Origin of the sequence: Variovorax sp. YR266, assembly GCF_900107295.1 — a bacterium.
Lineage (GTDB): Bacteria > Pseudomonadota > Gammaproteobacteria > Burkholderiales > Burkholderiaceae_C > Variovorax.
This window is the reverse complement of the sequence record NZ_FNPM01000002.1, coordinates 64,118-89,011: the sequence shown is the minus strand read 5'-3', so window position 1 is coordinate 89,011 and position 24,894 is coordinate 64,118. Positions and strand designations below refer to the sequence as shown.

Genomic DNA, 24,894 nt, shown 5'->3' with positions numbered 1-24,894 from the left:
TCAGTGTCCCGCCCCTTGTGCATCCGCGACCGACGAGCCGAGGTAGGCCTCCTGCACGCGCGCATTCGCGCGAACGGCAGCAGGCGTGTCGAAGGCAATGACTTCGCCGTACACCACCACCGCGATCTTGTCGGCCAGCCCGAAGACCACGCCCATGTCGTGCTCCACCGTCAGCAGTGTCTTGCCGACCGTGACGTGCTTGATGAGCGAGATGAAGTGCGAGGTTTCGGTCTTGCTCATGCCCGCCGTGGGCTCGTCCAGCAGGATGACGCTGGCGCCGCCCGCAATGGTCACGCCGATTTCCAGCGCGCGCTGCTCGGCGTAGGTGAGGTTCACCGCGTGCACGTCGCGCTTCTTCTCCAGGCCGATCTGCTTGATGAGCTCTTCGGTGCGCTCGTTGGCGTCGTCGAGGTTCGAGAGAAAGCGCAGGAAGGTGTATTTGTAGCCCAGGCTCCACAGCACGCCGCAGCGCAGGTTCTCGAAGACGGTGAGCTTCGGGAAGATGTTGGTGATCTGGAAGCTGCGCGACAGGCCCATGCGGTTGATCTCGTACGGCTTCATGCCGTCGATGCGCTGGCCGTTGAGCAGCACCTCGCCACTGGTGGGCGTGAGCCGCCCGCTGATCAGGTTGAACAGCGTGGACTTGCCCGCGCCGTTCGGCCCGATGATGGCGATGCGCTCGCCGGCCGTCACGGCCAGATCGACGCCGCGGATGATGTCGGTCTTGCCGAAGCTCTTGCGCAGGTTCTTGAGTTCAAGTGAATAGGTCATGCCGTCTCCCGCCGCTTGATCTCGGCTTCGATTTCTTCCTGTGCATGGCCCCAGACCTTCGCGAAGCGACGGCGCACCACCTCGAACACGCCCAGGCCCACCGCCAGCAGCGCCACCGCGATGATCCAGCTAGTGGCCGATGAGGTATCGAGCTGCAGGCCCGCGAGCGGCACCACGGGCCCGAGCGCCGCATTCAGCTGCATGTGATAGATCATCTCGACGATGGCGGCAGCGCCCGCGAGCATGATGGCCGCACCGATGAAGAGGCCCACGTAGAGTGCGTAGAAGCGCTTGATCTTGCCGAACAGCGCCACGCGCACGTTCATCATGATCAGGCTGGCCACGCCGCCGGGCGCGAACATCACCATCAGCAGGAACACCAGGCCCACGTACAGCAGCCAGGCCTTGCTGAGCTCGGACAGCAGCACCAGCGCGAACACCAGCAATGCCGCGCCGATGATCGGCCCGAAGAAGAAGGTCGCGCCGCCCAGGAAGGTGAACAGCAGGTAGCTGCCCGAGCGCAGCCCGTTCAGGCTGTCGGCCGCGTTCACGATCTCGAAGTTGATGGCAGCCAGCCCGCCGCCGATGCCCGCGAAGAAGCCTGCGATGATGAAGGCGTAGTAGCGCACGCGCTGCGTGTTGTAGCCGATGAACTCCACGCGCTCCGGGTTGTCGCGCACCGCGTTCAGCATGCGCCCGAGGGGCGTGCCGGTGAAGGCGAACATCAGCCCGGTGCAGATGAAGCAGTACACGGCGATCAGGTAATACACCTGGTTCTGCGGCCCGAAGTTGATGCCGAAGACCGAGGCGCCGTACACGCGGTTGGTGGTGATGCCGCCCTCGCCGCCGAAGAAGCTCGGGAACATCAGCGCCATGGCGGCAACAAGCTCGCCGAGGCCGAGCGTGATCATCGCGAAGGTGGTGCCCGACTTCTTGGTCGACACGTAGCCGAACACCACGGCGAAGAACATGCCGCCCAGGCCGCCCACGAGCGGGATGAGCACCAGCGGAATCGGCAGCTTGCCGGCGCTGGCCAGGTTCATCGCGTGGATGGCGATGAACGAGCCCAGGCCCACGTACACCGCATGCCCGAAGCTGAGCATGCCGCCCTGCCCCAGCAGCATGTTGTAGCTCAGGCAGATGATGATGAGGTAGCCGATCTGCGACAGCATGGTGAGAGCCAGGCTGCTGGTGAAGATCATCGGCGCCACGATCAGCAGCAGCGCGAAGAAAGACCAGATCAGGATGCGGCCGATGTTCAGCGGCTTGAAGCGGTAGTACTGCGTCGGCGCCTTGGTGGCCGAAGCGGCTGGCGTGGTTGTGGTGGTTGCAGTGTTCATGGCGTCAGTCCTCCCGCGTCCCGAGAAGACCCTTGGGCCTGAAGATGAGGATCAGCACCAGGAACAGATACGGCAGGATCGGTGCCACCTGCGAGATGGTGAGCTTCAGCAGCTCGTAGCCGAAGGTCTGGTCGCTCACCGCCACGCCGAGCGCCTGCAGGCCGGTGGCAAGCGATTGGTCCATGGCCACGGCAAAGGTCTGCACCACGCCGATGATCAGCGAGGCCAGGAAGGCGCCTGCCAGCGAGCCCATGCCGCCGACCACCACCACCACGAAGATGATGGAGCCGACCGAACCCGCCATGGCCGGCTCGGTGACGTAGGTGTTGCCGCCGACCACGCCCGCGAGGCCAGCCAGCGCTGCGCCGCCGCCGAACACCAGCATGAACACGCGCGGCACGTTGTGGCCCAGCGCCTCGACCATGTCGGGGTGCTTCAGCGCCGCCTGGATGACCAGGCCGATGCGCGTGCGCGTGAGCAGCAGCCACACCGACACCAGCATCAGCACCGCCACCAGCATGATGAACGAGCGCGACTTGGGAAACTGCGTGCCGTAGAGCGAGAAGAGCGGGCCCTGCAGCGCCGACGGCAGGCCGTACGGCACCGTGGAGCGGCCCCACACCAGTTGCACGAGTTCAAGGATCAGGTATGAAAGACCGAAGGTCACCAGCAGCTCGGGCACGTGGCCGAACTTGTGGACCCGGCGCAGGCAGTAGCGCTCGAAGGCCGCGCCCAGCGCGAACACCAAGAGCGGCGCGATGAAGAGCGCCGGCCAGAAACCGACGACGCCCGACAGCGTGTAGGCGAAATAGGCGCCCAGCATGTAGAAGCTGGCGTGCGCGAAATTGAGCACGCCCATCATGCTGAAGATCAGCGTGAGGCCAGAGCTCAGCATGAACAACAGCAAGCCGTAGCTCACGCCGTTGAGCAGCGAGATGACGAAGAATTCGACGTTCATCGGTCTTTCGTGTCAGGTAAAAAAGAAAAAGGCCCGAGTGTTGAAGTCGGGCCTCGACCTGTCAGGTGGCGATCAGACAGCGATCAGGAGGCGCCGCCGGGCCGCTTCATCTGGCAGGAGGTGGGCGTGCTGGCCACGTAGGCGTCGTAGTACTTCACCGGGGCCAGCGTGTAGCCGGTGTTCTCCGGGCTGTACGGGTACTTGGCGCTGGCCTTCTCCCACTTGGCGATGTACAGGCCCTGCTGTGCCTGGTGGTCGGTCTTGCGCAGTTCGATCTCGCCGTTGAAGCTCTTGAACTTCATGCCTTCCATGGCGGCGGCCACCTTGACGGGGTCGGTCGACTTGGTCTTCACGAAGGCTTCGGTCAGCGCCTGGAACACGGTGTAGACGTCGGTGGTGTAGAGGTCGTCGTTGAACTTCTTCTTGAACTCTTCGGCGTACTTCTGCATGTCGCCGCCCATGTTGTAGTGGGCATAGCCGACCTGGTACACCTTGCCGTCGGACGCTGCGCCCATGGCGGTCGGCGTGCCGCTGGTCACGGCGTAGTAGGTGTAGAACTTGACGTTCAGGCCCGAGTCGTTGGCCGACTTGATCAACAGCGCGAGGTCGGAGCCCCAGTTGCCGGTGATGACAGTGTCGGCGCCCGAGGCCTTGATCTTGGCGATGTACGGCGCGAAGTCGCGCACCTGGGCCAGCGGATGCAGGTCGTCGCCGACGATCTGCACGTCGGGGCGCTTGTTCTTGAGGTTTTCCTTGGCGAACTTGGAGACCTGCTGGCCGTGCGCGTAGTTCTGGTTGAGCAGGTAGACCTTCTTGATTTCCGGCTGGTCCTTCATGTAGGTGGTCAGCGCTTCCATCTTCATCGACGTGTCGGCGTCGAAGCGGTACTGCCAGTAGCTGCACTTGCTGTTGGTCAGGTCGGGGTCGACGGCGGCGTAGTTCAGGTACAGCGCTTCCTTGCCGGGATTGCGCGCGTTGTTCTTCTCGAGCGCGTCGATGATGGCCAGCGCAGGGCCGGAGCCGTTGCCCTGCACGATGTAGCGCGCGCCCTGGTCGAGCGCCGAGCGCAGTGCGCTGGTGGTCTCTTGCGGACTGAGCTTGTTGTCGATGCCGATGATCTCGAACTTCACGCCTGCCGCATTCTTCTTGTTGAACTCTTCGGCAAAGAACTGGAAGGTCTTGAGCTGGTTCGTCCCGACCGCGGCCATGAGGCCCGACAACGGGTCGAGCCATGCGATCTTGACGGTTTCACCCTTCTGGGCAAGGGCGCCGGTGGCGGTTGCCGCGATGACGGCCGCGGTAGCGATTTTCAGAGCGAACTTCAATCTATATCTCCTGGTCAAACCGATTCAAAACGCCGCACGAGAGTACAAGCGTTTGCAGCCCCTCCCCTCAGGGAATGCCCGTAAGAGGGGTGCTGCAAAGGCCCGTTTCTATCGCGCATGCGACACCGCGTTTCTCCAATTTGCTACCCGTTGGTAGACAGCTGCTACCAATGGGTAGGAAACGCGTTCACAAAGACGCCTAGGGGCGCTTCATCTGGCACGACGTGGGCGTGCTCGCCACGTACGATTCGTAGTACTTCACGGGAACGTTCGTGTAGCCGGTGTTCTCCGCGTCATAGGGGTACTTGGCGCTGGCCTTTTCCCAGCGCGAGATGTACAGGCCCTGCTGCAGCTGGTGGTCGGCCTTGCGCATCTCGACCTCGCCGTTGAAGCTCTTGATCTTCATTCCCTCCAGCGCCGCGGCCACCTTGACCGGGTCGGTCGACTTGGTCTTGGCGAAGGCGGCATCGAGCAGCGCGAACACGTGATAGATCGACGACTGCGTGAGGTCGTCGTTCATGCGCTTCTTGTAGCCGGCGAGCAGCTGCTGGATTTCCCCGCCCATGTTGTAGTGGGCGTAGGCGACGGTGTAGACCTTGCCGTCGGAAGTGGCGCCCATGGCCGTGGGCGTGCCCGCACCCGGCGCGTAGTAGGTCAGGAACTTGACGTTCAGGCCCGAGTCGTTGGCCGCCTTGATGAGCAGCGACAGGTCAGAGCCCCAGTTGCCGGTGATGACGGTGTCGGCGCCCGAAGCCTTGATCTTGGCGATGTACGGAGAGAAGTCGCGCACCTGCGCGAGCGGATGCAGGTCGTCGCCCACGATCTGGATGTCGGGGCGCTTCACCTTCAGGTCTTCCTTGGCGAACTTGGACACCTGCACGCCGTGGGCATAGTTCTGGCCGAGGATGTAGACCTTCTTGATGTCGGGCTGGTCCTTCATCCAGGTGGTCAGCGCCTCCATCTTCATGGAGGTGTCGGCGTCCAGCCGGAAGTGCCAGTAGCTGCACTTGCTGTTGGTCAGGTCGGGGTCGACCGCCGCGTAGTTCATGTAGAGCAGCTCCTTGCCCGGATTGCGCGCGTTGTTCTTCTCGACGGCGTCGATGATGGCTAGCGCGGGGCCGGAGCCGTTGCCCTGCATGATGTAGCGCGCGCCCTGGTCTTGCGCGGAACGCAGCGCGGCGGTGGTCTCTTGCGGGCTGAGCTTGTTGTCGAGCGCGATGATCTCGAACTTCACGCCCGACTGGTTCTTCTTGTTGAACTCTTCAGCAAGGAATTGCGTGGTCTTGAGCTGGTTGGTGCCAACCGCGGCCATGAGGCCCGACAGCGGGTCGAGCCAGGCGATCTTGACGGTCTCGCCCTTCTGAGCGAATGCGGCGGCAGCGCTCACCAGCATTGCACAGGCAGCTACTGACTTGATAGCAAATTGCATGAAGAGTCTCCAGTGTGAAAGGCGGAATGCCAGCGTACAAGCGCCCTTTTCTTCGCCGCACAGGGAATGCCCGGAAGGAAGGCCGCCGGGGCGGCTTTCCTATCGCTTAGGCGACAGTGCGGGTGGGCTTGGCTCGTGTCCTTGTCTTCAGAGGGTCGGCAGCTTGTAGTCCTTCAGCAGCTCGCGCAGCTTGGTCTTGAGGATCTTTCCGGTGGCGCCGATCGGAATGGCCTCGACGAACACCACGTCGTCCGGGATCTGCCACTTGGCAGTCTTGCCCTCGTAGAACTTCAGCAGCTCTTCGCGCGTGACTTCGGCGCCGGGCTTCTTCACGACCGCGATGATCGGCCGCTCGTCCCACTTCGGATGGAACACGCCGATGCACGCGGCCATGGCGATGGCCGGATGCGCGACGGCGATGTTCTCGATCTCGATGGAGCTGATCCACTCGCCGCCTGACTTGATTACGTCCTTGCTGCGGTCGGTGATCTGCAGATAGCCCTCGGCGTCGATGGTGGCCACGTCGCCGGTGGGGAACCAGCCGCGGTTCTGCTCGTCGGGAATCAGCGGATTGCCGCCCTCGCCCTTGAAGTATTCCTTGACGATCCACGGGCCCTTGACCAGCAGGTCGCCATAGGCCTTGCCGTCCCACGGCAGTTCCTTGCCGTCGCCGTCGATGATCTTCATGTCGACGCCGAAGATGGCGCGGCCCTGCTTCATGCGGATCTGCAGCTGCGCGTCGGCCGGCAGCGACAAGTGCTTGTTCTTCAGCGTGCACAGCGTGCCCAGCGGGCTCATCTCGGTCATGCCCCAGGCGTGCAGCACCTCGACGTTGTAGTTCTCCTGGAACGCCTTGATCATGGCCGGCGGGCAGGCCGAACCGCCGATGACAGTGCGATTGAGCTTGCTGAACTTCAGCCCGTTCGCCTGCATGTGGCCGAGCATCATCTGCCACACGGTGGGCACGCCCGCCGCGAAGGTCACGCCCTCGCCTTCGATCAGCTCGAACACCGACTTGCCGTCCAGCGCCGGGCCGGGGAACACGAGCTTGCAGCCCACCAGCGCCGCCGAGTACGGAATGCCCCAGGCGTTGACGTGGAACATCGGCACCACCGGCAGCACCGAGTCGCGTGCCGACAGGCGCATGACGTCGGGCAAGGCCGCGGCGTAGGCATGCAGCATGGTCGAGCGGTGGCTGTAGAGCGCGGCCTTCGGGTTGCCCGTGGTGCCGCTCGTGTAGCACATGCTCGAGGCGGAGTTCTCGTCGAAGCTGGGCCACTCGTAGTCGGTGGACTGCGCGCCCATCCAGCTTTCGTAGCTCACGAGGTTGGGCACGCCGCTGTCGGCGGGGAGCTTGTCCGCATCACACAGTGCAACCCATTTCCGGATCGTGGGACAGCGCGCATGCACGGCCTGCACCAGCGGCAGGAACGTGAGGTCGAAGCACAGGATCTGGTCTTCGGCATGGTTGGCGATCCACGCGATCTGGTCGGGGTGCAGGCGCGGGTTGATGGTGTGCAGCACGCGGCCGCTGCCGCTCGCACCGTAGTACAGCTCCAGGTGGCGATAGCCGTTCCAGGCCAGGGTGGCGATGCGGTCGCTGAACAGCAACTGCTCGCCGTCCAGTGCGTTGGCCACCTGCCTGGCGCGCGATGCGATGTCGCTCCATGTGCAGCGGTGGATGTCGCCTTCGACACGGCGCGAGACGATCTCGCCGTCGCCGTTGTGGCGCTCGACGAACTCGATCAGCGACGAGATCAAAAGCGGTTGGTCTTGCATCAAACCCAGCATCTACGAACTCCTATGTGAAATGACTTCATGAAAACCTGCGGACAACGGATTCACGCAAGCTTCGGCCACTTCCACAATGACACAAACCCGCACTGCACGATTGAACGAAGCGGCTCATTGCACCGGCGTGATCTTGGCCGCCAGCGGCGTGGCGTCGAGCAGCAATTGCGAGGGCCACGGCGCCCAGGTCGCACCAAGTTCGGGCGTGTTCGGATCTCCTTTGCGCATGAAGGCGCCGATGCTGGCCATGACGGCGTTCGACAGCGCCAGCCGCCCCTTCTCGTTGGCCTTGCCGCCCATGACGTTCGACAGCACCGAGGGGCCGAAATTGCCGAACACGAACGGCAGGTCGAAGGCGTGCGAGGCGCCATACACGTCATTCCACGGCGCCGCTTCCTGCGACCAGTCGAGACGGTAGTGCCAGATGTTCGACTGGCGCGTCTTCATCGTGTCGAGCAGGTTGCTGCGATTGGCCTCGAACAGCCCCTTCGTGATGAGCGCGGTGGCTGCGTTGTAGCCGGTGCCGGGCTTGTCTACCGGAAGGTAGAACGGGTCGATGATGTCGTTCACGGTGAGCGTGGGTGCGGCATCGGGGTCGAAGTTGAACATCAGCGTGAAGCGCTGGGCGTCGTTGACGATCCAGCCCGAGGTCGGAAAGCCGATGGTCCCCAGCAGCGACGCGAAGAGCTTGCCCTCGTCGCGCGTGTTGCCCGCGAGCATGGGCACCTTCACGTACTGGTCGGCCGCGATGGCGCCGATGGGGTCGGTCGGGATCACGGTGCCATCTGGAATGGGCCCGACCGAGCCCAGCCCCGCGGCGACCACGGTGCCCAGCATCCTGCCGCCGTCCTGCGCGCGCAGGTACTCGGCGATCTGGGCCGGTGTGCGGGTGGCGATGTAGGCCTTGGCAGCGGTCGCGTCGGCGGCGGTGCCGTCTGCAACGAGCAGCTTCTCCAGGATGGCCGCGCCCTGCGCGAGCGAGGTCGAGGCCGGCGACAGCGAAGGCAGCGTACCGGGCGGCAGGTTGCTCGCGAGCGAAATGCCGCCGCTCATCTCGAAGGCCTTGTGGAACAGGCCCTTGGCCATCGGCGAGGTCATGACCGACAGCAGGTTGGTGGCGCCGGCCGACTCGCCCGACAGCGTGACGTTGCCCGGATCGCCGCCGAAGTTGGCAACGTTGTTCTGGATGAACCGTAGCGCCGCCATGTTGTCGAGCAGCGCGAAGTTGCCGGAGTCGTCTCCCGCAGTGCCGCCCGGCTTCAGCTGCGGCATGTTGAGAAAGCCCAGGATGCCGAGGCGGTAGCTGGCGGTGATGACCACCGCGTTGGCGGTCTTCGCCAGCTTGGCGCCGTCGTACAGCGGGTCGGCCGTGTAGCCCGAGATGTTGCTGCCGCCATGCACGAACAGCAGCACCGGCAGGTTCTTCTCGTCCGTCGCCGGGCGCCAGATGTTGACGAACAGGCAGTCTTCGCTGCCGACCGGCTTGCCGAGGTTGGTGCCGATGGTGGCGTCGTATGTGTTGTTGAGGCCGGGGCTGAAGATGCGGCCGATCTGCAGGCAGGCATTGCCGAACTTGGTGGCCGGACGAATGTCGCTCCAGGCTTCGGGCGCGACCGGTGCGCGCCAGCGCAGCGCGCCCACGGGCGGCTGGGCGAACGGGACGCCCTTCCAGTAGTAAGTGCCCGAACTGTCGCCGTCGTCCACGCCTTCGATCTTGCCGGCCGTGGTCTGGCGCACCATCGGGCCGTCGGCTGGAGGCGGAGCCGGGGGCGCTGGCGCCGGTGGGGGCGCACTCGGCAGGAAGGTGAAGCCGGACGAACCGGACGATCCGCCTCCGCAGGCCGAGAGAGCCGCAAGGGCCGCCGCTGTCGCCATGGTGGCGATGGCCTTGCCCACCGCCGTTTTTCTTGCTGCACCCTGGTTTTGTGCCGTTGTCTCTGTCTTCATGTTTTTGTCTCCACACCGGGTTAATCGGAATTCCTGGCCTGGTGCGCGGCACCCATACTCCGGGCCGCCGAGCACGCAAAAAATTCTAGAAACCGGCGTCGTTTTCACCGCTATCGCAAGGAAGCCAAACGAATGACTTCAGGAGCCTCCCTGTCGCACCGCCAACGCGGGCCGCAGCGACGGGCCGGCGGCATGCCGCAGCCGGAGCTGCGCACCAGCTCGGCCGCGTGGCTAGAGGGCGTGCTGTCGATGTTCGAGGCCGAGGGGCTGGACGTGCCTTCGCTGTTGCGCGATGCCGGCTTCGACCCCGATTCGCTGCACCGCCAGAACACGCGCATCCCGGTCGACGAGATCTCGGTGCTTTGGCAGCTCGCGGTGGCGCGCGCCGGCAAGCCCACGCTGGGCCTGCACCGCGACCTGGCCGCCACGCACAGCAAGCTGGGCACGGTCGGTCACGCCATGGCCTGCAGCCCAGACCTGGGCGCTGCGCTCACACGGCTGACGCGCTACATGGCGGTGATCTCGGACGCGACCGCCTTCTCGATGCACCCCGAGCCGCGCGGCTGCTGGATGGTGATGGAGCACACCGGCGGCAGCCTGCCGATTCCGCGCCAGCGCGTCGAATACGCCCTGCTGACCGTGTTCATGCAGTGCCAGTGGCTCACGCGGCGCGAGCTGCAGCCGCTGGCCATGGAATTCGTGTACCCCGCGCCGGCCAACGACCGGCTGCACCGCGAGGCCTTCGGCTGCGAAGTGCGCTTCAACGCCGTCGCCAACCGGCTGCTGCTGTCGACGGCCGATATGACGATGCCGCTGCCCACCTTCCACCCGGTGCTCGGCGAGATGCAGGAGCACCTGCTCGACGATCAACTGAACCTGCTGGGCCAGACCACCACCAGCAGCCTGGTGTGCGCCGAAATCGCACGCCGGCTCCAGCACGGCGAGCCGCGCCGCCAGGACGTGGCCTCGGGCCTGGGACTGGCCGAGCGCACGCTGCAGCGACGGCTGCAGGAAGAGTCGGTGTCGTTCCAGGGCCTGCTGGACCGCACCCGCCGAGAGCTCGCGCAGCAGTACCTGGCGGAAGACCGGCATACGCTGACCGACGTGGCTGACATGCTGGGCTTCGTGGACACCAGCAACTTCTTTCGCGCCTGCAAGCGCTGGTTCGGCGTGCCGCCGGCGCAGTACCGGGCGCGCATCTGGGACAGCCCCGCGCCGCTGGCCGCCTGAGCTTCCCAAGCCTCGTGCTGGGGCCGCGATGGCCCGCTTGACAAGGGGTTACGCGCTGTGCCGGACAATCCGCCCATGAGCTTGCTTGCTGAAGACACCGAGGTCGCGGACCTTGGGCTGCGCTGGAAACCCGGTTTCGCCACCCTTGGCCCGGCCTTTCTCACCGAATTGCGGCCGACGCCGCTGCCCGATCCGTACTGGGTGGGCCGCAGCGAAGCCGTCGCCCGCGAGCTGGGCCTGCCGCCTGATTGGCATTCGTCGGATGCAACGCTGGCGGCCCTGACCGGCAGCCTGCCCATCGCCGGCACACGCCCCTTTGCCACGGTCTACAGCGGCCATCAGTTCGGCGTATGGGCCGGCCAGCTGGGCGACGGGCGCGCCATCATGATCGGCGAAACCGAAAACGGGCTCGAAGTGCAGTTGAAGGGCGCGGGCCGCACGCCTTACTCGCGCGGCGGCGACGGCCGCGCGGTGCTGCGCTCCAGCATCCGCGAGTTTCTCTGCAGCGAGGCCATGCACGGCCTCGGCATCCCGACCACCCGCGCACTCTGCGTGACCGGCTCCGACGCCCGCGTGTACCGCGAGGAGCCCGAAAGCTCGGCCGTCGTGACCCGCGTGGCGCCCAGCTTCATCCGATTCGGCCACTTCGAGCACTTCGCGGCCAACCAGCGTGAAGACGAGTTGCGCGCGCTGGCCGACTACGTCATCGACCGCTACTACCCGGCGTGCCGCACCACCGACCGCTTCAACGGCAACGCGTACGCAGCCTTTCTCGAAGCCGTGAGCGAGCGCACCGCCGCCCTGCTCGCCCGATGGCAGGCCGTGGGCTTCTGCCACGGGGTGATGAACACCGACAACATGAGCATCCTCGGGCTCACCATCGACTACGGGCCGTTCCAGTTCCTCGACGGTTTCGATCCGCGCCACATCTGCAACCACAGCGACACCAACGGGCGCTACGCCTTCAACCAGCAGCCCAACGTCGCCTACTGGAACCTGTTCTGCCTGGCGCAGGCGCTGCTGCCGCTGATCGGCGACCAGGAAGTGGCGGTGGCCGCGCTTGAGTCTTACAAGACGGTGTTCCCGAACGAGTTCGAAGGCCGCATGCGCGCCAAGCTGGGCTTTGCCGAGGCGGCCGAAGGCGACCGCGCGCTCATCGAGGGTGTGCTCAAGCTGCTGGCCGCGGGCAAGGTCGACTACACGATCTTCTGGCGACGGCTCTCGAACTACATGGCCGACGGCAACGTCGAGCCGGTGCGCGACCTGTTCCTGGACCGCGAGGGTTTCGATGCATGGGCGCTAGCGTTTTCGGAGCGCCATACGCTCACTGGGCGCGCGCAAGCCGCCGATCTGATGCTCAAATCGAATCCCGGATTCGTGCTGCGGAACCACCTGGGACAGCAAGCCATCGAAGCAAGTCAGCAAAAGGACCACTCGGCTGTGGCAACCTTGCTGGCTGTGCTCCAGTCCCCATTTGAAGAACATCCCGACGCCGACGCACTGGCCGGCTTCCCGCCCGACTGGGCCTCCACGATCGAAATCAGCTGCTCATCATGACCACTCCCGTACAGAAAACCGACGCCGAATGGAAAGCCCTGCTCGCTGAAAAAGGCGCCGAGCCCGCTGCCTTCGAGGTAACGCGCCACGCCGCCACCGAACGCCCCTTCACCGGCAAGTACGAAGCACATTGGGACGACGGCACGTATCACTGCGTGTGCTGCGGCGCCAAGCTGTTCGAGTCGACGACCAAGTTCGACGCGGGCTGCGGCTGGCCCAGCTTCTCGGAAGAAGCCGTACCCGGTGCCATCCGCAACATCGTCGACCGCTCGCACGGCATGGTGCGCACCGAGAACGTCTGCGCCAATTGCGGCGCCCACCTGGGCCACGTGTTCCCCGACGGCCCTACCGAAACCGGCCTGCGCTACTGCATGAACTCGGCGTCGCTCGACTTCCAGAAAAAATGAAACTGCTCCTCGACTTCTTCCCGATCCTGCTGTTCTTCGGCGCCTACAAGCTCGGCGACATCTACACCGCCACCGGCGTGCTGATGGCCGCCACTGTCGTGCAGATGGCGATCATCTACGCCACCGAGCGCAAGCTGCAGGCCATGCAGAAAGCCACGCTGGTGCTGATCCTGCTGTTCGGCACGCTCACGCTGGCGCTGCACGACGACCGCTTCATCAAGTGGAAGCCGACGGTGCTATACGGCGCAATGGCCATTGCGCTGGCCGTGGCGCTCTGGGCGCTGAAGAAGAACTTTTTGAAGATGCTGCTGGGCTCGCAGCTCGAGCTGCCCGACCGCATCTGGGGCCGGCTCAATGTGGCGTGGATCGGTTACTGCCTGTTCATGGCCATCATCAACGGCTACGTGGCGGCGTACTTCACGACCGAGGCCTGGGTCAACTTCAAGCTCTGGGGCTATGTGTTCCCCATCGTCTTCCTGGTGGCGCAGGGTCTGTACATCGCGCCGCACCTGAAGAACGAAGACAAGCCGACGGCATGACGACGAGCACCACACTGCTGCCCACAGCCGCCGACATCGAAGCCGCGCTGCGCGAGGCGCTTAGCCCCACGCAGCTCGAAGTGATCGACGAGAGCGCCGCCCACGCAGGCCATTCGGGCGCCAACGCGGAGGGCCGCGGCACCCATTTCCGCGTGCGCATCGCCTCCCCTCTGTTCGAAGGGAAGCCCCGCGTGGCGCGACATCGGCTTGTGTATGATGCCCTCCAGGTTTTTATCGCACAGGGTCTGCACGCCATCGCCATCGAGGTGCTCTGAGTCGTCCACCGGATCGCACGCCGCGTTTGCACCGGCCGTTGCTCCCCTTGTTTTCTTCCCTATCCCTGCTTTCTTTCCCGCGCCTTTTCCTACACGCGCATTTCCTTTCCAGCTCGATATTCATTCCATGAAAAAACAAATCTTGCAGGCCGTCGCGGCCGCAGTGCTGCTCGGTGCCACGTCCATGGCGGCTCTGGCGCAGAACGCAGCCATCGTGAACGGCAAGCCGGTGCCCAAGGCCCGCATGGACGTTCTGGCCCAGCAACTGGCAGCCGCAGGCCGTCCGGTGACGCCTGAAATGCAGAGCCAGCTGCGCGAGGAAATCGTGGCTCGCGAAGTGTTCATGCAGGAAGCGCAAAAGCAGGGCCTGGACGCCAGCGACGACTACAAGAACCAGCTCGAACTCGCCCGCCAGGCCATCCTGATCCGCGCACTGTTCGAGAACTACCGCAAGACCAACCCGGTCTCGGACGCAGACGTGAAGGCCGAGTACGACAAGTTCGTGGCGGCCAATGGCGGCAAGGAATACAAGGCCCGCCACATCCTGGTCGAGACCGAAGACCAGGCCAAGAAGATCATGGCCGACCTGAAGAAGGGCGCCAAGTTCGAAGACATCGCCAAGAAGCAGAGCAAGGACCCGGGTTCGGGCGCCAACGGCGGCGACCTCGACTGGGCCAACCCCGCGAGCTTCGTGCCCGAGTTCTCGGAAGCGATGATCAAGCTCAAGAAGGGCGAAACCACCCCCACCCCGGTCAAGACCCAGTTCGGTTATCACATCATCCGCGTCGACGACATCCGCCAGGCCCAACTGCCGAAGCTGGAAGAAGTGAAGCCGCAGATCACGCAGCAACTGCAGCAGCAGCGCCTGCAGAAGTACCAAGAGGATCTGCGCGCCAAGGCCAAGGTCGAGTAACTCGATCCAGGCAAAAGAAAAGCGGCCTACGGGCCGCTTTTTTTTGGGTGTCTTTATTCAGATCGCCCAGGTGCCGAAGTTGTCGCCCGGTCCGTCGAGCGCTGCGAACGCCCGCCATGCCTTCCCGGCATCCGCGCCCTGCACCGCGCGGCCCAGCGCGTCGAGCGTGCGGTAGATTTTCTTCGATGCGCCGAAGTGCGCGGCGTTGAGCGCCTCCAGCTGCGGAAGCAGCGTCTGCAGGATCTCAGTGCGCGCGGACGAAGCTGCCGCCTCGTCTTCACGCCATGCGAGCAACAGCATGCGGATCAGATCCTCGACACGCGACGCTTCCAGCACATGCCGGCTTCGCGGGTGATCGAGGTCGAGCACCGTTTGGTCCTCAGCCCACCCAGCGGCGGGCATTGCGCCAGATCTGCATCCACGGGCTCAGATCGCTCTTGTCGCCCGAGGTCCAGCTCATCTGGATGTTGCGGAACACACGCTCGGGGTGCGGCATCACCGCGGTGAAGCGGCCGTCAGGCGTGGTCACCGAAGTCAGGCCGTTGGCGCTGCCGTTGGGGTTGAACGGGTACTGCTCGGTGGGCTGGCCGTGGTTGTCCACGAAGCGCATCGCGCCGATGGCCTTGGCGGCGTCGCCACGGTGCTTGAAGTTGGCATAGCCCTCGCCGTGCGCCACCGCGATCGGCAGGCGGCTGCCGGCCATGCCCGCGAAGAAGATGCTCGGCGATTCGAGCACTTCGACCATCGACAGGCGCGCCTCGAAACGCTCGCTCTGGTTGGTGGTGAAGCGCGGCCAGGCCTCGGCGCCCGGAATGATGTCGGCCAGCTCGGCGAACATCTGGCAGCCGTTGCACACGCCCAGGCCGAAGGTGTCGGTGCGGCCGAAGAAGGTCTTGAACTGCTCGGCCAGCTTCGGGTTGAAGGTGATGCTGCGCGCCCAGCCGATGCCAGCGCCCAGTGTGTCGCCGTAGCTGAAGCCGCCGCAGGCGACCACGCCCTTGAAGTTGGCGAGGTCCGCCCTGCCCGTCTGCAGGTCGGTCATGTGGACGTCGAAGGCTTCGAAGCCGGCTTCGGTGAAGGCGTAGGCCATCTCGACGTGCGAGTTGACGCCCTGCTCGCGCAGGATCGCGACCTTGGGGCGCGACTGCAGGATGGCCGGCGCGGCAGGCTGCGGGTTCGGCAGGAACACGTGCATGCCCGGATCGCTCGGCACGCCGGCTGCGGCGTGCTCGGCATCGGCACAGGCTGGGTTGTCGCGCTCGCGGGCGATCTTCCAGCTGACCGAGTCCCACACCTGTTGCAGGTCGTGCAGGCTGGCACTGAACACCGACTTGGCGTCGCGCCAGACTTCGACCTTGCCCTTGCCCGCATCCATGGTGGAGCTGGCGGGGCGCGTCTTGCCGATGAAGTGGCTGTGCGTGCTGAGGCCGTGAGCGCGCAGCACTTGCATGACGTCGTTGCGCTCGGCGGTGCGCACCTGCAGCACCATGCCCAGCTCTTCGTTGAACAGCGCCTTGAGCGTGAGTTCTTCGCGCCGCGCGCTGACCTGCTGCGCCCAGTTCTTGGCGTCGCCGGTTTCCATGCGGCTGTCGGAAATGCCGTCGCCTTCGGTGACCAGCATGTCGACGTTCAGCGCCACGCCGACGTGGCCCGCAAAGGCCATTTCGCAGGCTGTGGCGAACAGGCCGCCGTCGCTGCGGTCGTGCATCGCGAGGATCTTGCCGTCGGCGCGCAGCGCGTTCACGGCATTGACCAGCGCCACGAGCTGCGCCGGGTCGTCGAGGTCAGGCACGGTGTCACCGCTCTGGCCCAGCGTTTGCGCCAGGATGCTGCCGGCCATGCGGTGCTTGCCCTGGCCCAGGTCGATCAGCACCAGCGTGGTGTCGGCCTCTTCGGCATCGAGCTGCGGCGTGAGCGTGCCGCGCACGTCGGCCAGCGAGGCGAAGGCCGTGACGATCAGGCTCACGGGCGAGGTGACCTTCTTGGCCTCCGCGCCGTCCTTCCATTGCGTGCGCATCGACAGCGAATCCTTGCCGACCGGAATCGACACGCCCAGCGCCGGGCACAGCTCCAGTCCAACGGCCTTGACGGTCTCGTACAGCGCGGCGTCTTCGCCGGGCTCGCCACAGGCGGCCATCCAGTTGGCCGACAGCTTGACGCGCGAGAGTTCGATCGGCGCGGCCAGCAGGTTGGTGATGGCCTCGGCCACGGCCATGCGGCCCGAGGCCGGTGCGTCGAGCGCGGCCAGCGGCGTGCGCTCGCCCATGCTCATGGCTTCCCCGGCAAAGCCCTTGTAGTCGGCCAGCGTCACGGCGCAGTCGGCCACGGGCACCTGCCACGGGCCGACCATCTGGTCGCGGTGGCTCAGGCCGCCAACGGTGCGGTCGCCGATGGTGATGAGAAAGCGCTTCGAAGCCACGGTCGGATTCGCGAGCACGTCGATGGCGGCCTTCTGCAGGTCGACGCCCGTGAGGTCGAGCGGCTTGAAGCTGCGGGCCACGGTCTTGACGTCGCGGTGCATCTTCGGCGGCTTGCCGAGCAGCACGTCCATGGGCATGTCGACCGGCTGCACCTGTGCGCCCTCGTCGGCCACCAGCAGCTGGCGTTCTTCGGTCGCCACGCCGACCACCGAGAACGGGCAGCGCTCGCGCTCGCAGAAGGCCTTGAACTGGTCGAGCGATTCCGGCGCGATGGCCAGCACGTAGCGCTCCTGGCTTTCGTTGCACCAGATTTCCTTAGGCGCCATGCCCGACTCTTCGAGCGGCACGGCGCGCAGGTCGAAGCGCGCGCCGCGGCCGGCGTCGTTGGTCAGTTCGGGGAAGGCGTTGCTCAGGCCGCCGGCGCCCACGTCGTGGATCGCCAGGATCGGGTTGGCCGCGCCCTGCTGCCAGCAGTGGTTGATGACCTCTTGCGCACGGCGCTCGATTTCGGGATTGCCACGCTGCACCGAGTCGAAGTCGAGCTCGGCCGCATTGGCGCCGGTTGCCATCGAGCTGGCGGCACTGCCGCCCATGCCGATGCGCATGCCGGGGCCGCCGAGCTGGATCAGCAGCGAGCCGGCCGGGAAGCGGATTTTCTTGGTCTGCGTGGCGTCGATTTGCCCCAAGCCGCCCGCGATCATGATGGGCTTGTGATAGCCGCGCTGCACGGTGTCGAGGTCGCTCGCCACGGTCTGCTCGTATTCGCGGAAGTAGCCCAGCAGGTTGGGACGGCCGAACTCGTTGTTGAACGCGGCGCCGCCCAGCGGGCCCTCGGTCATGATCTGCAGCGGGCTGGCAATGTGCTCGGGCTTGCCGTAGTGGCCTTCTTCAGGCCACAGCCTGGACACGGTGAAGCCGGTCAGGCCGGCCTTGGGCTTGGAGCCACGGCCGGTGGCGCCTTCGTCGCGAATCTCGCCGCCTGCGCCGGTCGAAGCGCCCGGGAACGGCGAAATAGCGGTCGGGTGGTTGTGCGTTTCGACCTTCATCAGCACATGGCTCAGGGCGCTATCTTTTTGATAGTTCTGCGAGCCGGTCGCGGGAATGAAGCGCTCGATGGTCGCGCCTTCCATGACCGAGGCGTTGTCCGCATAGGCGATCACCGTGTGCTGCGGGTTCTGCTTCTCGGTGTGGCGGATCATCGAGAACAGGCTTTGCGGCTGCGCCTTGCCGTCGATGGTGAAGTCGGCGTTGAAGATCTTGTGGCGGCAGTGCTCGCTGTTGGCCTGCGCGAACATCATCAGTTCGACGTCGCTGGGGTTGCGGCCCAGGCGGGTGAAGGCGTCGACCAGATAGTCGATTTCGTCCTCGGCCAGCGCCAGACCGAAACCGGTGTTGGCTGCCACCAGCGCCGTACGGCCGCCGGCCAGCACGTCGACCTGCGCCATCGGCTGGGCAGGCAGTTCGCTGAACAGGCTGGCGGCCTGATCGACGGTGGCCAGCACCGATTCGGTCATGCGGTCGTGCAGCGGGCCGGCTACGGCGGCCAGCGTGTCGCCTTCGATCACGGGGGCCTTGCCGATCAGCGGGGCCTTGAGCTTCAGGTGGTACTGGGTCACGCGCTCGACCCGGCGCAAGGCCAGGCCGCAGTTATGGGCAATGTCGGTGGCCTTGGAGGCCCAGGGCGACACCGTGCCCAGGCGGGGCGTGACCACCACCGAGGTGCCCGCCTTGGCCGGTGCCTCGAAGGGTTCGCCGTAGGTCAGCAGCGCCGCAAAGCGCTCGCGGCCGGCCGAATCCAGCGCCGCATCGGTGACCACGAGGTGCACGAAACGGGCTGAAATGCCCTCGATGCGCGGCTCGATGGCCTGGAGCTTCGGCAGCAGCTGGCGTGCGCGGAAGTCGCTGAGCGCGCTGCCGCCCTCGAACATGGTTACGACGGGAAGGGCTTGAGGTGCGGGCTGCGTCACGGTCGATGGGGCCTCGGGGGCCGCGTTGGAAATCAAGGAATCGAGGCAGATGGCCGCTGACTGGGGCCATCCGCGTTAGCCCGGAATTTTAGCTTGCCGAATGGGATAATTCGGGGATGAGCATTAACTACAAAGACGCTGCGGGCATCGAAGCCATGCGGGTCGCCTGCCGCCTGGCTTCCGAGGTGCTGGATTACCTCACGCCCCTCATCAAGCCCGGCATCACGACCAACGATGTCGACCGGCTGGCCGCCGAGTACATGGTCAAGCAGGGCACCACCTCGGCCACGGTGGGATACATGGGCGCGAGCAGCGTCCCGTACCCGAAGTCGCTGTGCACCTCGGTGAACCACGTGGTGTGCCACGGCATTCCCAATGACAAGCCCCTGAAGAAGGGCGACATCATGAACGTCGACGTGACCGTCATCAAGGACGGCTGGTTCGGCGACAACAGCCGCATGTACGTGATCGGCGACGCCTCCATCGCCGCCAAGCGCCTGTGCAGCATCACCTTCGAAGCCATGTGGCACGGCATCCTGCAGGTGCGCCCCGGCGCGCACCTGGGCGACGTGGGCCACGCGATCCAGAAATTCGCCGAAGGCCAGGGCTTCTCGGTGGTGCGCGAGTTCTGCGGCCACGGCGTGGGCCAGCGCTTTCACGAAGAACCCCAGGTGCTGCACTACGGCCGCCCGGGCACCATGGAAGAACTCAAGCCCGGCATGATCTTCACCATCGAGCCGATGATCAACGCCGGCAAGCGCGACGTGAAGGAAGACTTCAAGGGCGGCCAGTACGACGGCTGGACCATCGTCACGCGCGACCATTCGCTGTCGGCCCAGTGGGAGCACACCGTGCTCGTCACCGAGACCGGCTACGAGGTGCTGACGCTCTCCGCAGGCAGCCCGCCGCTGCCCTCCTTCGTCACCTCGACCAAGACCTGACGCGGCAACGCGTCTCCCCGCCGTGATCGAAGCAGCCAACATCGACGTGGCGACGCTGCGCGAAGCCTATCGCGCGAAAAAGCTCGCCCTGTTCGACACCCTGCGCTTCGCGCGCGCCCCCACCCGCAGCGTGCACACGGTGCTGCGCCAGCTCTCGGCACTGGCTGACGAAACGCTCTGCACGCTGTGGCGCGATGCCGGCTTCGGTGACTCGTTCTCGCTGGCCGCCGTGGGCGGCTTCGGGCGCGGCGAGCTGTTTCCGTATTCCGACGTCGACGTGCTGCTGCTGTTGCCGCCCGAAGACCACGAAAACGCCATCGACCCGGCCCGCATCGAGGCTTTCATCGGCCATTGCTGGGACGCGGGCCTCGAAATCGGCTCCAGCGTGCGCACGGTCGACGAATGCCTGGCCGAGGCCGAGAAAGACGTCACCGTCCAGACCTCGCTGCTCGAAGCGCGGCTGATCGCAGGCGACAAGAAGCTCTTCACGGCCTTTCGCCGCCGCTTCACCCGCGCGATCGACCCGCAGGCCTTCTTCGTGGCCAAGTCGCAGGAAATGCGGCACCGCCACCAGAAGTACGACAACACGCCCTACGCGCTGGAGCCCAACTGCAAAGAGTCACCGGGCGGCCTGCGCGATCTGCAGACCATCCTCTGGATGACCAAGGCCGCCGGCTACGGCAGCCGCTGGGACGACCTCGCCAAGAACGGCCTGGCCACCTCCTTCGAGGCGCAGCAGATCAAGCGCAACGAAGCCCTGCTCTCGCTCATCCGCGCGCGGCTTCACGTGATTGCCAACCGCCGGGAAGATCGCCTGGTGTTCGACCTGCAGACCGCCGTGGCAGCCAGCTTCGGCTACGAAAGCGAATCGCAGCGCAAGTCGAGCGAGGCGCTGATGCGGCGCTACTACTGGGCCGCCAAGGCGGTCTCGCAGCTCAACCAGATCCTGCTGCTCAACATTTCCGAGCGCCTGCAGCCGAGCGACGAGCAGCACACGCCCGTCAACGAGCGCTTCTACGAGCGCGCCGGCCTGATCGAGATTGCGAGCGACGACCTCTACGAGCGCGAGCCGCACGCGGTGCTCGAAACCTTCCTGCTGTACCAGAAGACCATCGGCGTGAAGGGCCTGTCGGCGCGCACGCTGCGCGCGCTCTACAACGCGCGCCACGTCATGGACAGCAAGTTCCGCAACGACCCGGTCAACCACGAGACCTTCATGCGGATCCTGCTGCAGCCCTACGGCATCACGCATGCCTTCAGGCTGATGAACCAGACCTCGGTGCTGGGGCGCTACCTGCGGGTGTTCCGCAGCATCGTGGGGCAGATGCAGCACGACCTGTTCCACGTGTACACGGTGGACCAGCACATCCTGATGGTGCTGCGCAACGTGCGGCGCTTCTTCATCGCCGAGCATGCACACGAGTACCCGTTCTGCTCGCAGCTGGCAGCCGGCTGGGACAAGCCCTGGATCCTGTACGTGGCCGCCCTCTTCCACGACATTGCCAAGGGCCGCGGCGGCGACCATTCGACGCTGGGCGCACGCGACGTGCAGCGCTTCTGCAAGCAGCACGGCGTTGCCCGCGAAGACGCAAAGCTCATCGAATTCCTGGTGGCCGAGCACCTGGTGATGAGCCAGGTCGCCCAGAAGCAGGACCTGAGCGACCCCGAAGTGATCGGCGCATTCGCCAAGCGCGTGGGCAACGAGCGCTACCTGACCGCGCTCTACCTGCTGACCATCGCCGACATCCGCGGCACCTCGCCGCGCGTGTGGAATGCCTGGAAGGGCAAGCTGCTCGAAGATCTGTACCGCTACACCCTGCGCGCGCTGGGCGGCCGCATGCCCGACCCGGACGCCGAAGTCGAGTCGCGCAAGCGCGAGGCGCTGGTGCAGCTGGCCCTGCACGCCCAGCGCTTCGAAGCGCACAAGGCCCTGTGGGACACGCTCGACGTCGGCTACTTCATGCGCCACGACGCCACCGAGATCGCCTGGCACGCCAAGCAGCTCTCGCGCTTCGTACCGCCGCCCAACGTGCCGATCGACCCGAAGGCACCGCCCATCGTGCGCGCGCACCTGTCGCCGGTGGGCGAAGGCCTGCAGGTGGTCGTCTACACGCCCGACCAGCCCGACCTTTTCGCGCGCATCTGCGGCTACTTCGACCAGTCGTCCTTCAGCATCCTCGACGCCAAGGTGCACACCACGAGCAACGGCTACGCGCTCGACACCTTCCAGGTGGTGACCACCTTCCTGCCGGACCACTACCGCGACCTGATCAGCATGGTCGAGTCGGGCCTGGCGCAAACGCTCACCGAAGCCGGCGCCCTGCCCCCGCCCAGCATGGGCCGGGTGTCCCGCCGGGTGCGCAGTTTTCCGATCAAGCCGCGCATCAGCCTGCTGCCCGACGACAAGGCGCAGCGCTGGCTGCTCAACATCTCGGCCAGCGACCGCGCCGGCCTGCTGTATTCGGTGGCCCGGGTGCTGGCGCGCCACCACCTGAATCTGCAGCTCGCCAAGGTCACGACGCTGGGCGAACGGGTGGAAGACACCTTCCTGATCAGCGGCCCCGAACTCCAGGGCCAGAAGACGCAGCTGGCCATCGAGACCGAACTCATGGAAGCCCTGGCCTCCTGAAAACAACCTATCCCCTCAGAATGTCGGCCATGGAATCCCTGATCGAACAGCTATCCGACTGCGTCTCCTCCGCCAAGACGCTGGAAGACCTCGCCCGCCCGATGCTCGAAATGCTCGAGGCGGCCACGGGGCTGGAGTCGGCCTACCTCGTGAGCGTCGACCCGGACAAGGGCCGCCAGCACATCCTCTTCGCCCACAACACCGGCGAGCTGCTGACCATTCCCGAGGGAGCCTTCGTGCCCTGGGCCAACACGCTCTGCCGGCACGCCCTCGAAGAAGACCGCACCTACACCGACGACGCCGGCGGCTGCTGGGGCGACGCCGATGCCGCCCACGAGCTCGGCATCCAGACCTGCGTGAGTGCTCCGGTAAAAACCGACAGCGGCGAGCTCTTCGGCGCCCTGTGCGCCGCCAGCGCACAGCAAATGCCCTTGCCGCCACAAGCGGAGCCAGTGCTGCGGCTGTTCGCGCGGCTGATCGGGCAGCAGGTAGAGCGCGAACTGCTGGTCGAGAAGCTCAGGGAGGCTAATGCCGAACTCGCCACGCACGCCGCCATCGACGCCCTCACCGGCCTGCCCAACCGCCGCGTGCTCGTCGACGCGCTGCAGCGCATGCTGGCGCAAGGTGCGCGCAGCGGCCAGAGCGTGCTGGTCGGTTTCGTCGACCTGGACGACTTCAAGAAGATCAACGACGCGCACGGCCACGCTATCGGCGACGAATTCCTCGCGGCCATGGCAAAACAGCTCGCGAACTCGGTGCGCGCAAGCGACATGCTGGCGCGCTTCGGCTCCGACGAGTTCGTGGTGATCGGCCTGGGGCCCGCGCTGGGCGAATCGCCGCGCACCGGGGCGCGGGCGCTGGCCGACCGCCTGGCAGAAAACACCATCGGCGAGCTGCGGCTGAAGCGCATGACGATCGACTACGCAGGCGCCAGCGTAGGCGTGGTGGCGGTCGACCCGCGCACCACCTCTGCCGAGGAAGCCCTGCGGCAGGCAGATGCCGCCATGTACGCCGTCAAGCACAGCCGCCGCGGCATGGTCCGCGACGCCGGGGAAGCCCTGTCTGACTGAACGCGACTAAACGGACGAGGTGGCAGGCAGCGCCGCCGTATCGGCGCCCCACAGGGGAGCCTGCTCATACTGCGCCACCCATTGCACGACATCCTTGGCCGCCATCGGCATCGCGATGCCGTAGCCCTGGCCCAGCGTGCAGCCCAGCGCAAGCAGCGCTTCGCCCTGCTTCACCGTTTCAACCCCCTCGGCCACGGCCGTGAGGCCAAGCGCGTGGAGCAGCGCGACGATGCCCTGCACGATGGCGCGGTCCTGGTCGTTGTCGAGCATGCCGCGCACGAAGGACTGGTCGATCTTCACGGTCGACACCGGCAATTGCCGCAGGTAGGTGAGCGACGAATACCCGGTGCCGAAGTCGTCGATGGTGACGCCCACGCCCAGCATCTTGCAGGCCTCGACGAACAACGCGACGTTCGCAAACTGGCTGATCGCCGTGGTCTCGAGGATTTCGAGCTCGAGCATGCCCACGCCCATCTTCGGAAACTGCGCCAGGTGCCGCGCAAGCCGTTCGACGAAGTCCCAGCGCATCATGTGGCGTGGCGCCACGTTCACGCTCACCGAAATCTGCAGGCCCGCCAGGCGCCACTGATGCGCCTGCCACAGGGCCGTGGCAATGGCCCAGTCGCCCACCTGCTCGACCAGTTGGTCGTCTTCGATCAGCGGCACGAACTGCGCCGGCGGCAGCAGGCCGCGCTCGGGGTGCTGCCAGCGGATAAGCGCCTCGACACCGGCCACCACGCCGCGCCGCATGTCGACCTTGGGCTGGTAGACCAGGAAGAACTCGCCCTGCAGCAGACCTTCCTGGATGCGCTGGCGCTCGCGCACCACCTGCTCGTCGGCGCGCGCCTGGGGCGCGTCGAAGTAATGCACCTTGCCGTCGGCCGCGCGCTTGGCGAAGAAGGCCGCGTGCTGCGCCTGGCGCAGGGCTGTCTCTGGTGGCGGGCCGTTGCTGTCGAGCAGCATGGCGCCGATGCTCGCGTCGATGCTGGCCGTCTGGTCGCGCCAGCTCCAGGGCTCGCCGAGCGAAGCCTGGATGCGCTCGAGCACCTGGGTGCATTGCGAGGTTCCGATGCCGGCAAACAGGGCTGCGAACTCGTCGCCGCCCACGCGGGCCATCACGCTCTCGCGCGGCAGCTGGGCCTTGATGCGGCGGGCCACCTCTTCGAGGGCGGCGTTGCCCGCGACCATGCCGAGGTGATCGTTCAGCTCGGCAAAGCGGTCGACGTCGATGTAGCAGACGGCAGCCAGGCGTTTGCCGGCGCGGGCCCAGTCGGCCATCAACGGGCGCAGCACTTCATCCGGCGGAAGACGTGCCGACCCGTCGTAGTACGACGGCAAGGAGACTGTGGGTTGCTGGTTCGACAAAAGACTGGGGCTCCGAAAGT

General features: G+C 65.7%; 19 protein-coding genes. 9 read left to right on the top strand and 10 right to left on the bottom strand.

Going from position 1 to position 24,894, the window contains the following annotated elements; genetic code table 11:
• The 7 genes from BLW48_RS05925 to BLW48_RS05895 all read right to left on the bottom strand — a co-directional run bounded on the left by BLW48_RS05925 (position 1) and on the right by BLW48_RS05895 (position 9,489).
• Positions 1–771 carry an ABC transporter ATP-binding protein gene (locus BLW48_RS05925; RefSeq protein ID WP_093173370.1) on the bottom strand — a complete coding sequence of 257 codons (771 nt, stop codon included), beginning with the start codon at positions 769–771 and terminating at the stop codon, positions 1–3.
• Complete coding sequence (locus BLW48_RS05920; RefSeq protein ID WP_093173368.1) at positions 768–2,111, bottom strand: branched-chain amino acid ABC transporter permease; 1,344 nt, start codon at positions 2,109–2,111, stop codon at positions 768–770. Before BLW48_RS05920 ends, BLW48_RS05925 begins: the two co-directional genes overlap by 4 nt.
• 4 nt (positions 2,112–2,115) lie before the next feature.
• Positions 2,116–3,069 (bottom strand): branched-chain amino acid ABC transporter permease, encoded by a 954-nt coding sequence (locus BLW48_RS05915; protein ID WP_093056896.1) that lies wholly within the window; start codon positions 3,067–3,069, stop codon positions 2,116–2,118.
• A gap of 83 nt (positions 3,070–3,152) precedes the next feature.
• Positions 3,153–4,394, bottom strand: coding sequence for a branched-chain amino acid ABC transporter substrate-binding protein (locus BLW48_RS05910; RefSeq protein WP_093056897.1), 1,242 nt, complete (start codon positions 4,392–4,394; stop codon positions 3,153–3,155).
• Positions 4,395–4,593: 199 nt separating this feature from the next.
• On the bottom strand, positions 4,594–5,823 hold the full coding sequence (locus BLW48_RS05905; RefSeq protein ID WP_093056898.1) for a branched-chain amino acid ABC transporter substrate-binding protein: 1,230 nt from the start codon (positions 5,821–5,823) through the stop codon (positions 4,594–4,596).
• Between the two features lie 147 nt (positions 5,824–5,970).
• On the bottom strand, positions 5,971–7,614 hold the full coding sequence (locus BLW48_RS05900) for a 3-(methylthio)propionyl-CoA ligase (RefSeq protein WP_093074019.1): 1,644 nt from the start codon (positions 7,612–7,614) through the stop codon (positions 5,971–5,973).
• Between the two features lie 114 nt (positions 7,615–7,728).
• Positions 7,729–9,489, bottom strand: a complete 1,761-nt coding sequence (locus tag BLW48_RS05895; protein ID WP_177142304.1) for a carboxylesterase/lipase family protein — start codon at positions 9,487–9,489, stop codon at positions 7,729–7,731.
• Positions 9,490–9,711: 222 nt separating this feature from the next.
• Between BLW48_RS05895 and BLW48_RS05890 the strand changes: the two genes are divergently transcribed.
• From BLW48_RS05890 to BLW48_RS05865, 6 genes are all read left to right on the top strand, one after another.
• Positions 9,712–10,791, top strand: a complete 1,080-nt coding sequence (locus tag BLW48_RS05890; RefSeq protein ID WP_093056983.1) for an AraC family transcriptional regulator — start codon at positions 9,712–9,714, stop codon at positions 10,789–10,791.
• Between the two features lie 75 nt (positions 10,792–10,866).
• Positions 10,867–12,348 carry a protein adenylyltransferase SelO gene (locus tag BLW48_RS05885; RefSeq protein WP_093173364.1) on the top strand — a complete coding sequence of 494 codons (1,482 nt, stop codon included), beginning with the start codon at positions 10,867–10,869 and terminating at the stop codon, positions 12,346–12,348.
• Positions 12,345–12,755 carry a peptide-methionine (R)-S-oxide reductase MsrB gene (msrB, locus tag BLW48_RS05880; protein WP_093056901.1) on the top strand — a complete coding sequence of 137 codons (411 nt, stop codon included), beginning with the start codon at positions 12,345–12,347 and terminating at the stop codon, positions 12,753–12,755. Before BLW48_RS05885 ends, msrB begins: the two co-directional genes overlap by 4 nt.
• On the top strand, positions 12,752–13,294 hold the full coding sequence (locus tag BLW48_RS05875) for a septation protein A (RefSeq protein ID WP_093056902.1): 543 nt from the start codon (positions 12,752–12,754) through the stop codon (positions 13,292–13,294). Before msrB ends, BLW48_RS05875 begins: the two co-directional genes overlap by 4 nt.
• The gene (locus BLW48_RS05870) at positions 13,291–13,569 is read left to right on the top strand and encodes a BolA family protein (RefSeq protein ID WP_093056903.1); all 279 of its coding nucleotides are present in this window, start codon (positions 13,291–13,293) and stop codon (positions 13,567–13,569) included. The genes BLW48_RS05875 and BLW48_RS05870 overlap by 4 nt, the downstream gene beginning before the upstream one ends.
• Before the next feature lie 127 nt (positions 13,570–13,696).
• Positions 13,697–14,482, top strand: coding sequence for a peptidylprolyl isomerase (locus BLW48_RS05865; protein WP_093056904.1), 786 nt, complete (start codon positions 13,697–13,699; stop codon positions 14,480–14,482).
• Positions 14,483–14,539: 57 nt separating this feature from the next.
• Here the strand turns inward: BLW48_RS05865 and BLW48_RS05860 are convergent, their stop codons facing one another.
• Both BLW48_RS05860 and purL read right to left on the bottom strand, forming a co-directional pair.
• Positions 14,540–14,851 carry a hypothetical protein gene (locus tag BLW48_RS05860; protein WP_143047726.1) on the bottom strand — a complete coding sequence of 104 codons (312 nt, stop codon included), beginning with the start codon at positions 14,849–14,851 and terminating at the stop codon, positions 14,540–14,542.
• A 10-nt stretch (positions 14,852–14,861) separates the two neighbouring features.
• Positions 14,862–18,830 carry a phosphoribosylformylglycinamidine synthase gene (gene purL, locus BLW48_RS05855; RefSeq protein ID WP_093173361.1) on the bottom strand — a complete coding sequence of 1,323 codons (3,969 nt, stop codon included), beginning with the start codon at positions 18,828–18,830 and terminating at the stop codon, positions 14,862–14,864.
• A gap of 155 nt (positions 18,831–18,985) precedes the next feature.
• Here purL and map point away from each other — a divergent pair, with 155 nt between their 5' ends.
• Genes map through BLW48_RS05840 form a run of 3 tightly spaced genes read left to right on the top strand, consistent with a single transcriptional unit; the run spans position 18,986 to position 23,509 of the window.
• Positions 18,986–19,810 carry a type I methionyl aminopeptidase gene (gene map / locus BLW48_RS05850; RefSeq protein ID WP_093056906.1) on the top strand — a complete coding sequence of 275 codons (825 nt, stop codon included), beginning with the start codon at positions 18,986–18,988 and terminating at the stop codon, positions 19,808–19,810.
• A gap of 22 nt (positions 19,811–19,832) precedes the next feature.
• Positions 19,833–22,439 (top strand): [protein-PII] uridylyltransferase, encoded by a 2,607-nt coding sequence (locus BLW48_RS05845; protein ID WP_093173359.1) that lies wholly within the window; start codon positions 19,833–19,835, stop codon positions 22,437–22,439.
• A gap of 29 nt (positions 22,440–22,468) precedes the next feature.
• The gene (locus BLW48_RS05840; protein ID WP_093174131.1) at positions 22,469–23,509 is read left to right on the top strand and encodes a sensor domain-containing diguanylate cyclase; all 1,041 of its coding nucleotides are present in this window, start codon (positions 22,469–22,471) and stop codon (positions 23,507–23,509) included.
• Between the two features lie 6 nt (positions 23,510–23,515).
• Here BLW48_RS05840 and BLW48_RS05835 read toward each other — a convergent pair whose 3' ends face one another.
• Complete coding sequence (locus tag BLW48_RS05835; protein ID WP_093074005.1) at positions 23,516–24,874, bottom strand: putative bifunctional diguanylate cyclase/phosphodiesterase; 1,359 nt, start codon at positions 24,872–24,874, stop codon at positions 23,516–23,518.
• Positions 24,875–24,894: the final 20 nt, after the last annotated feature.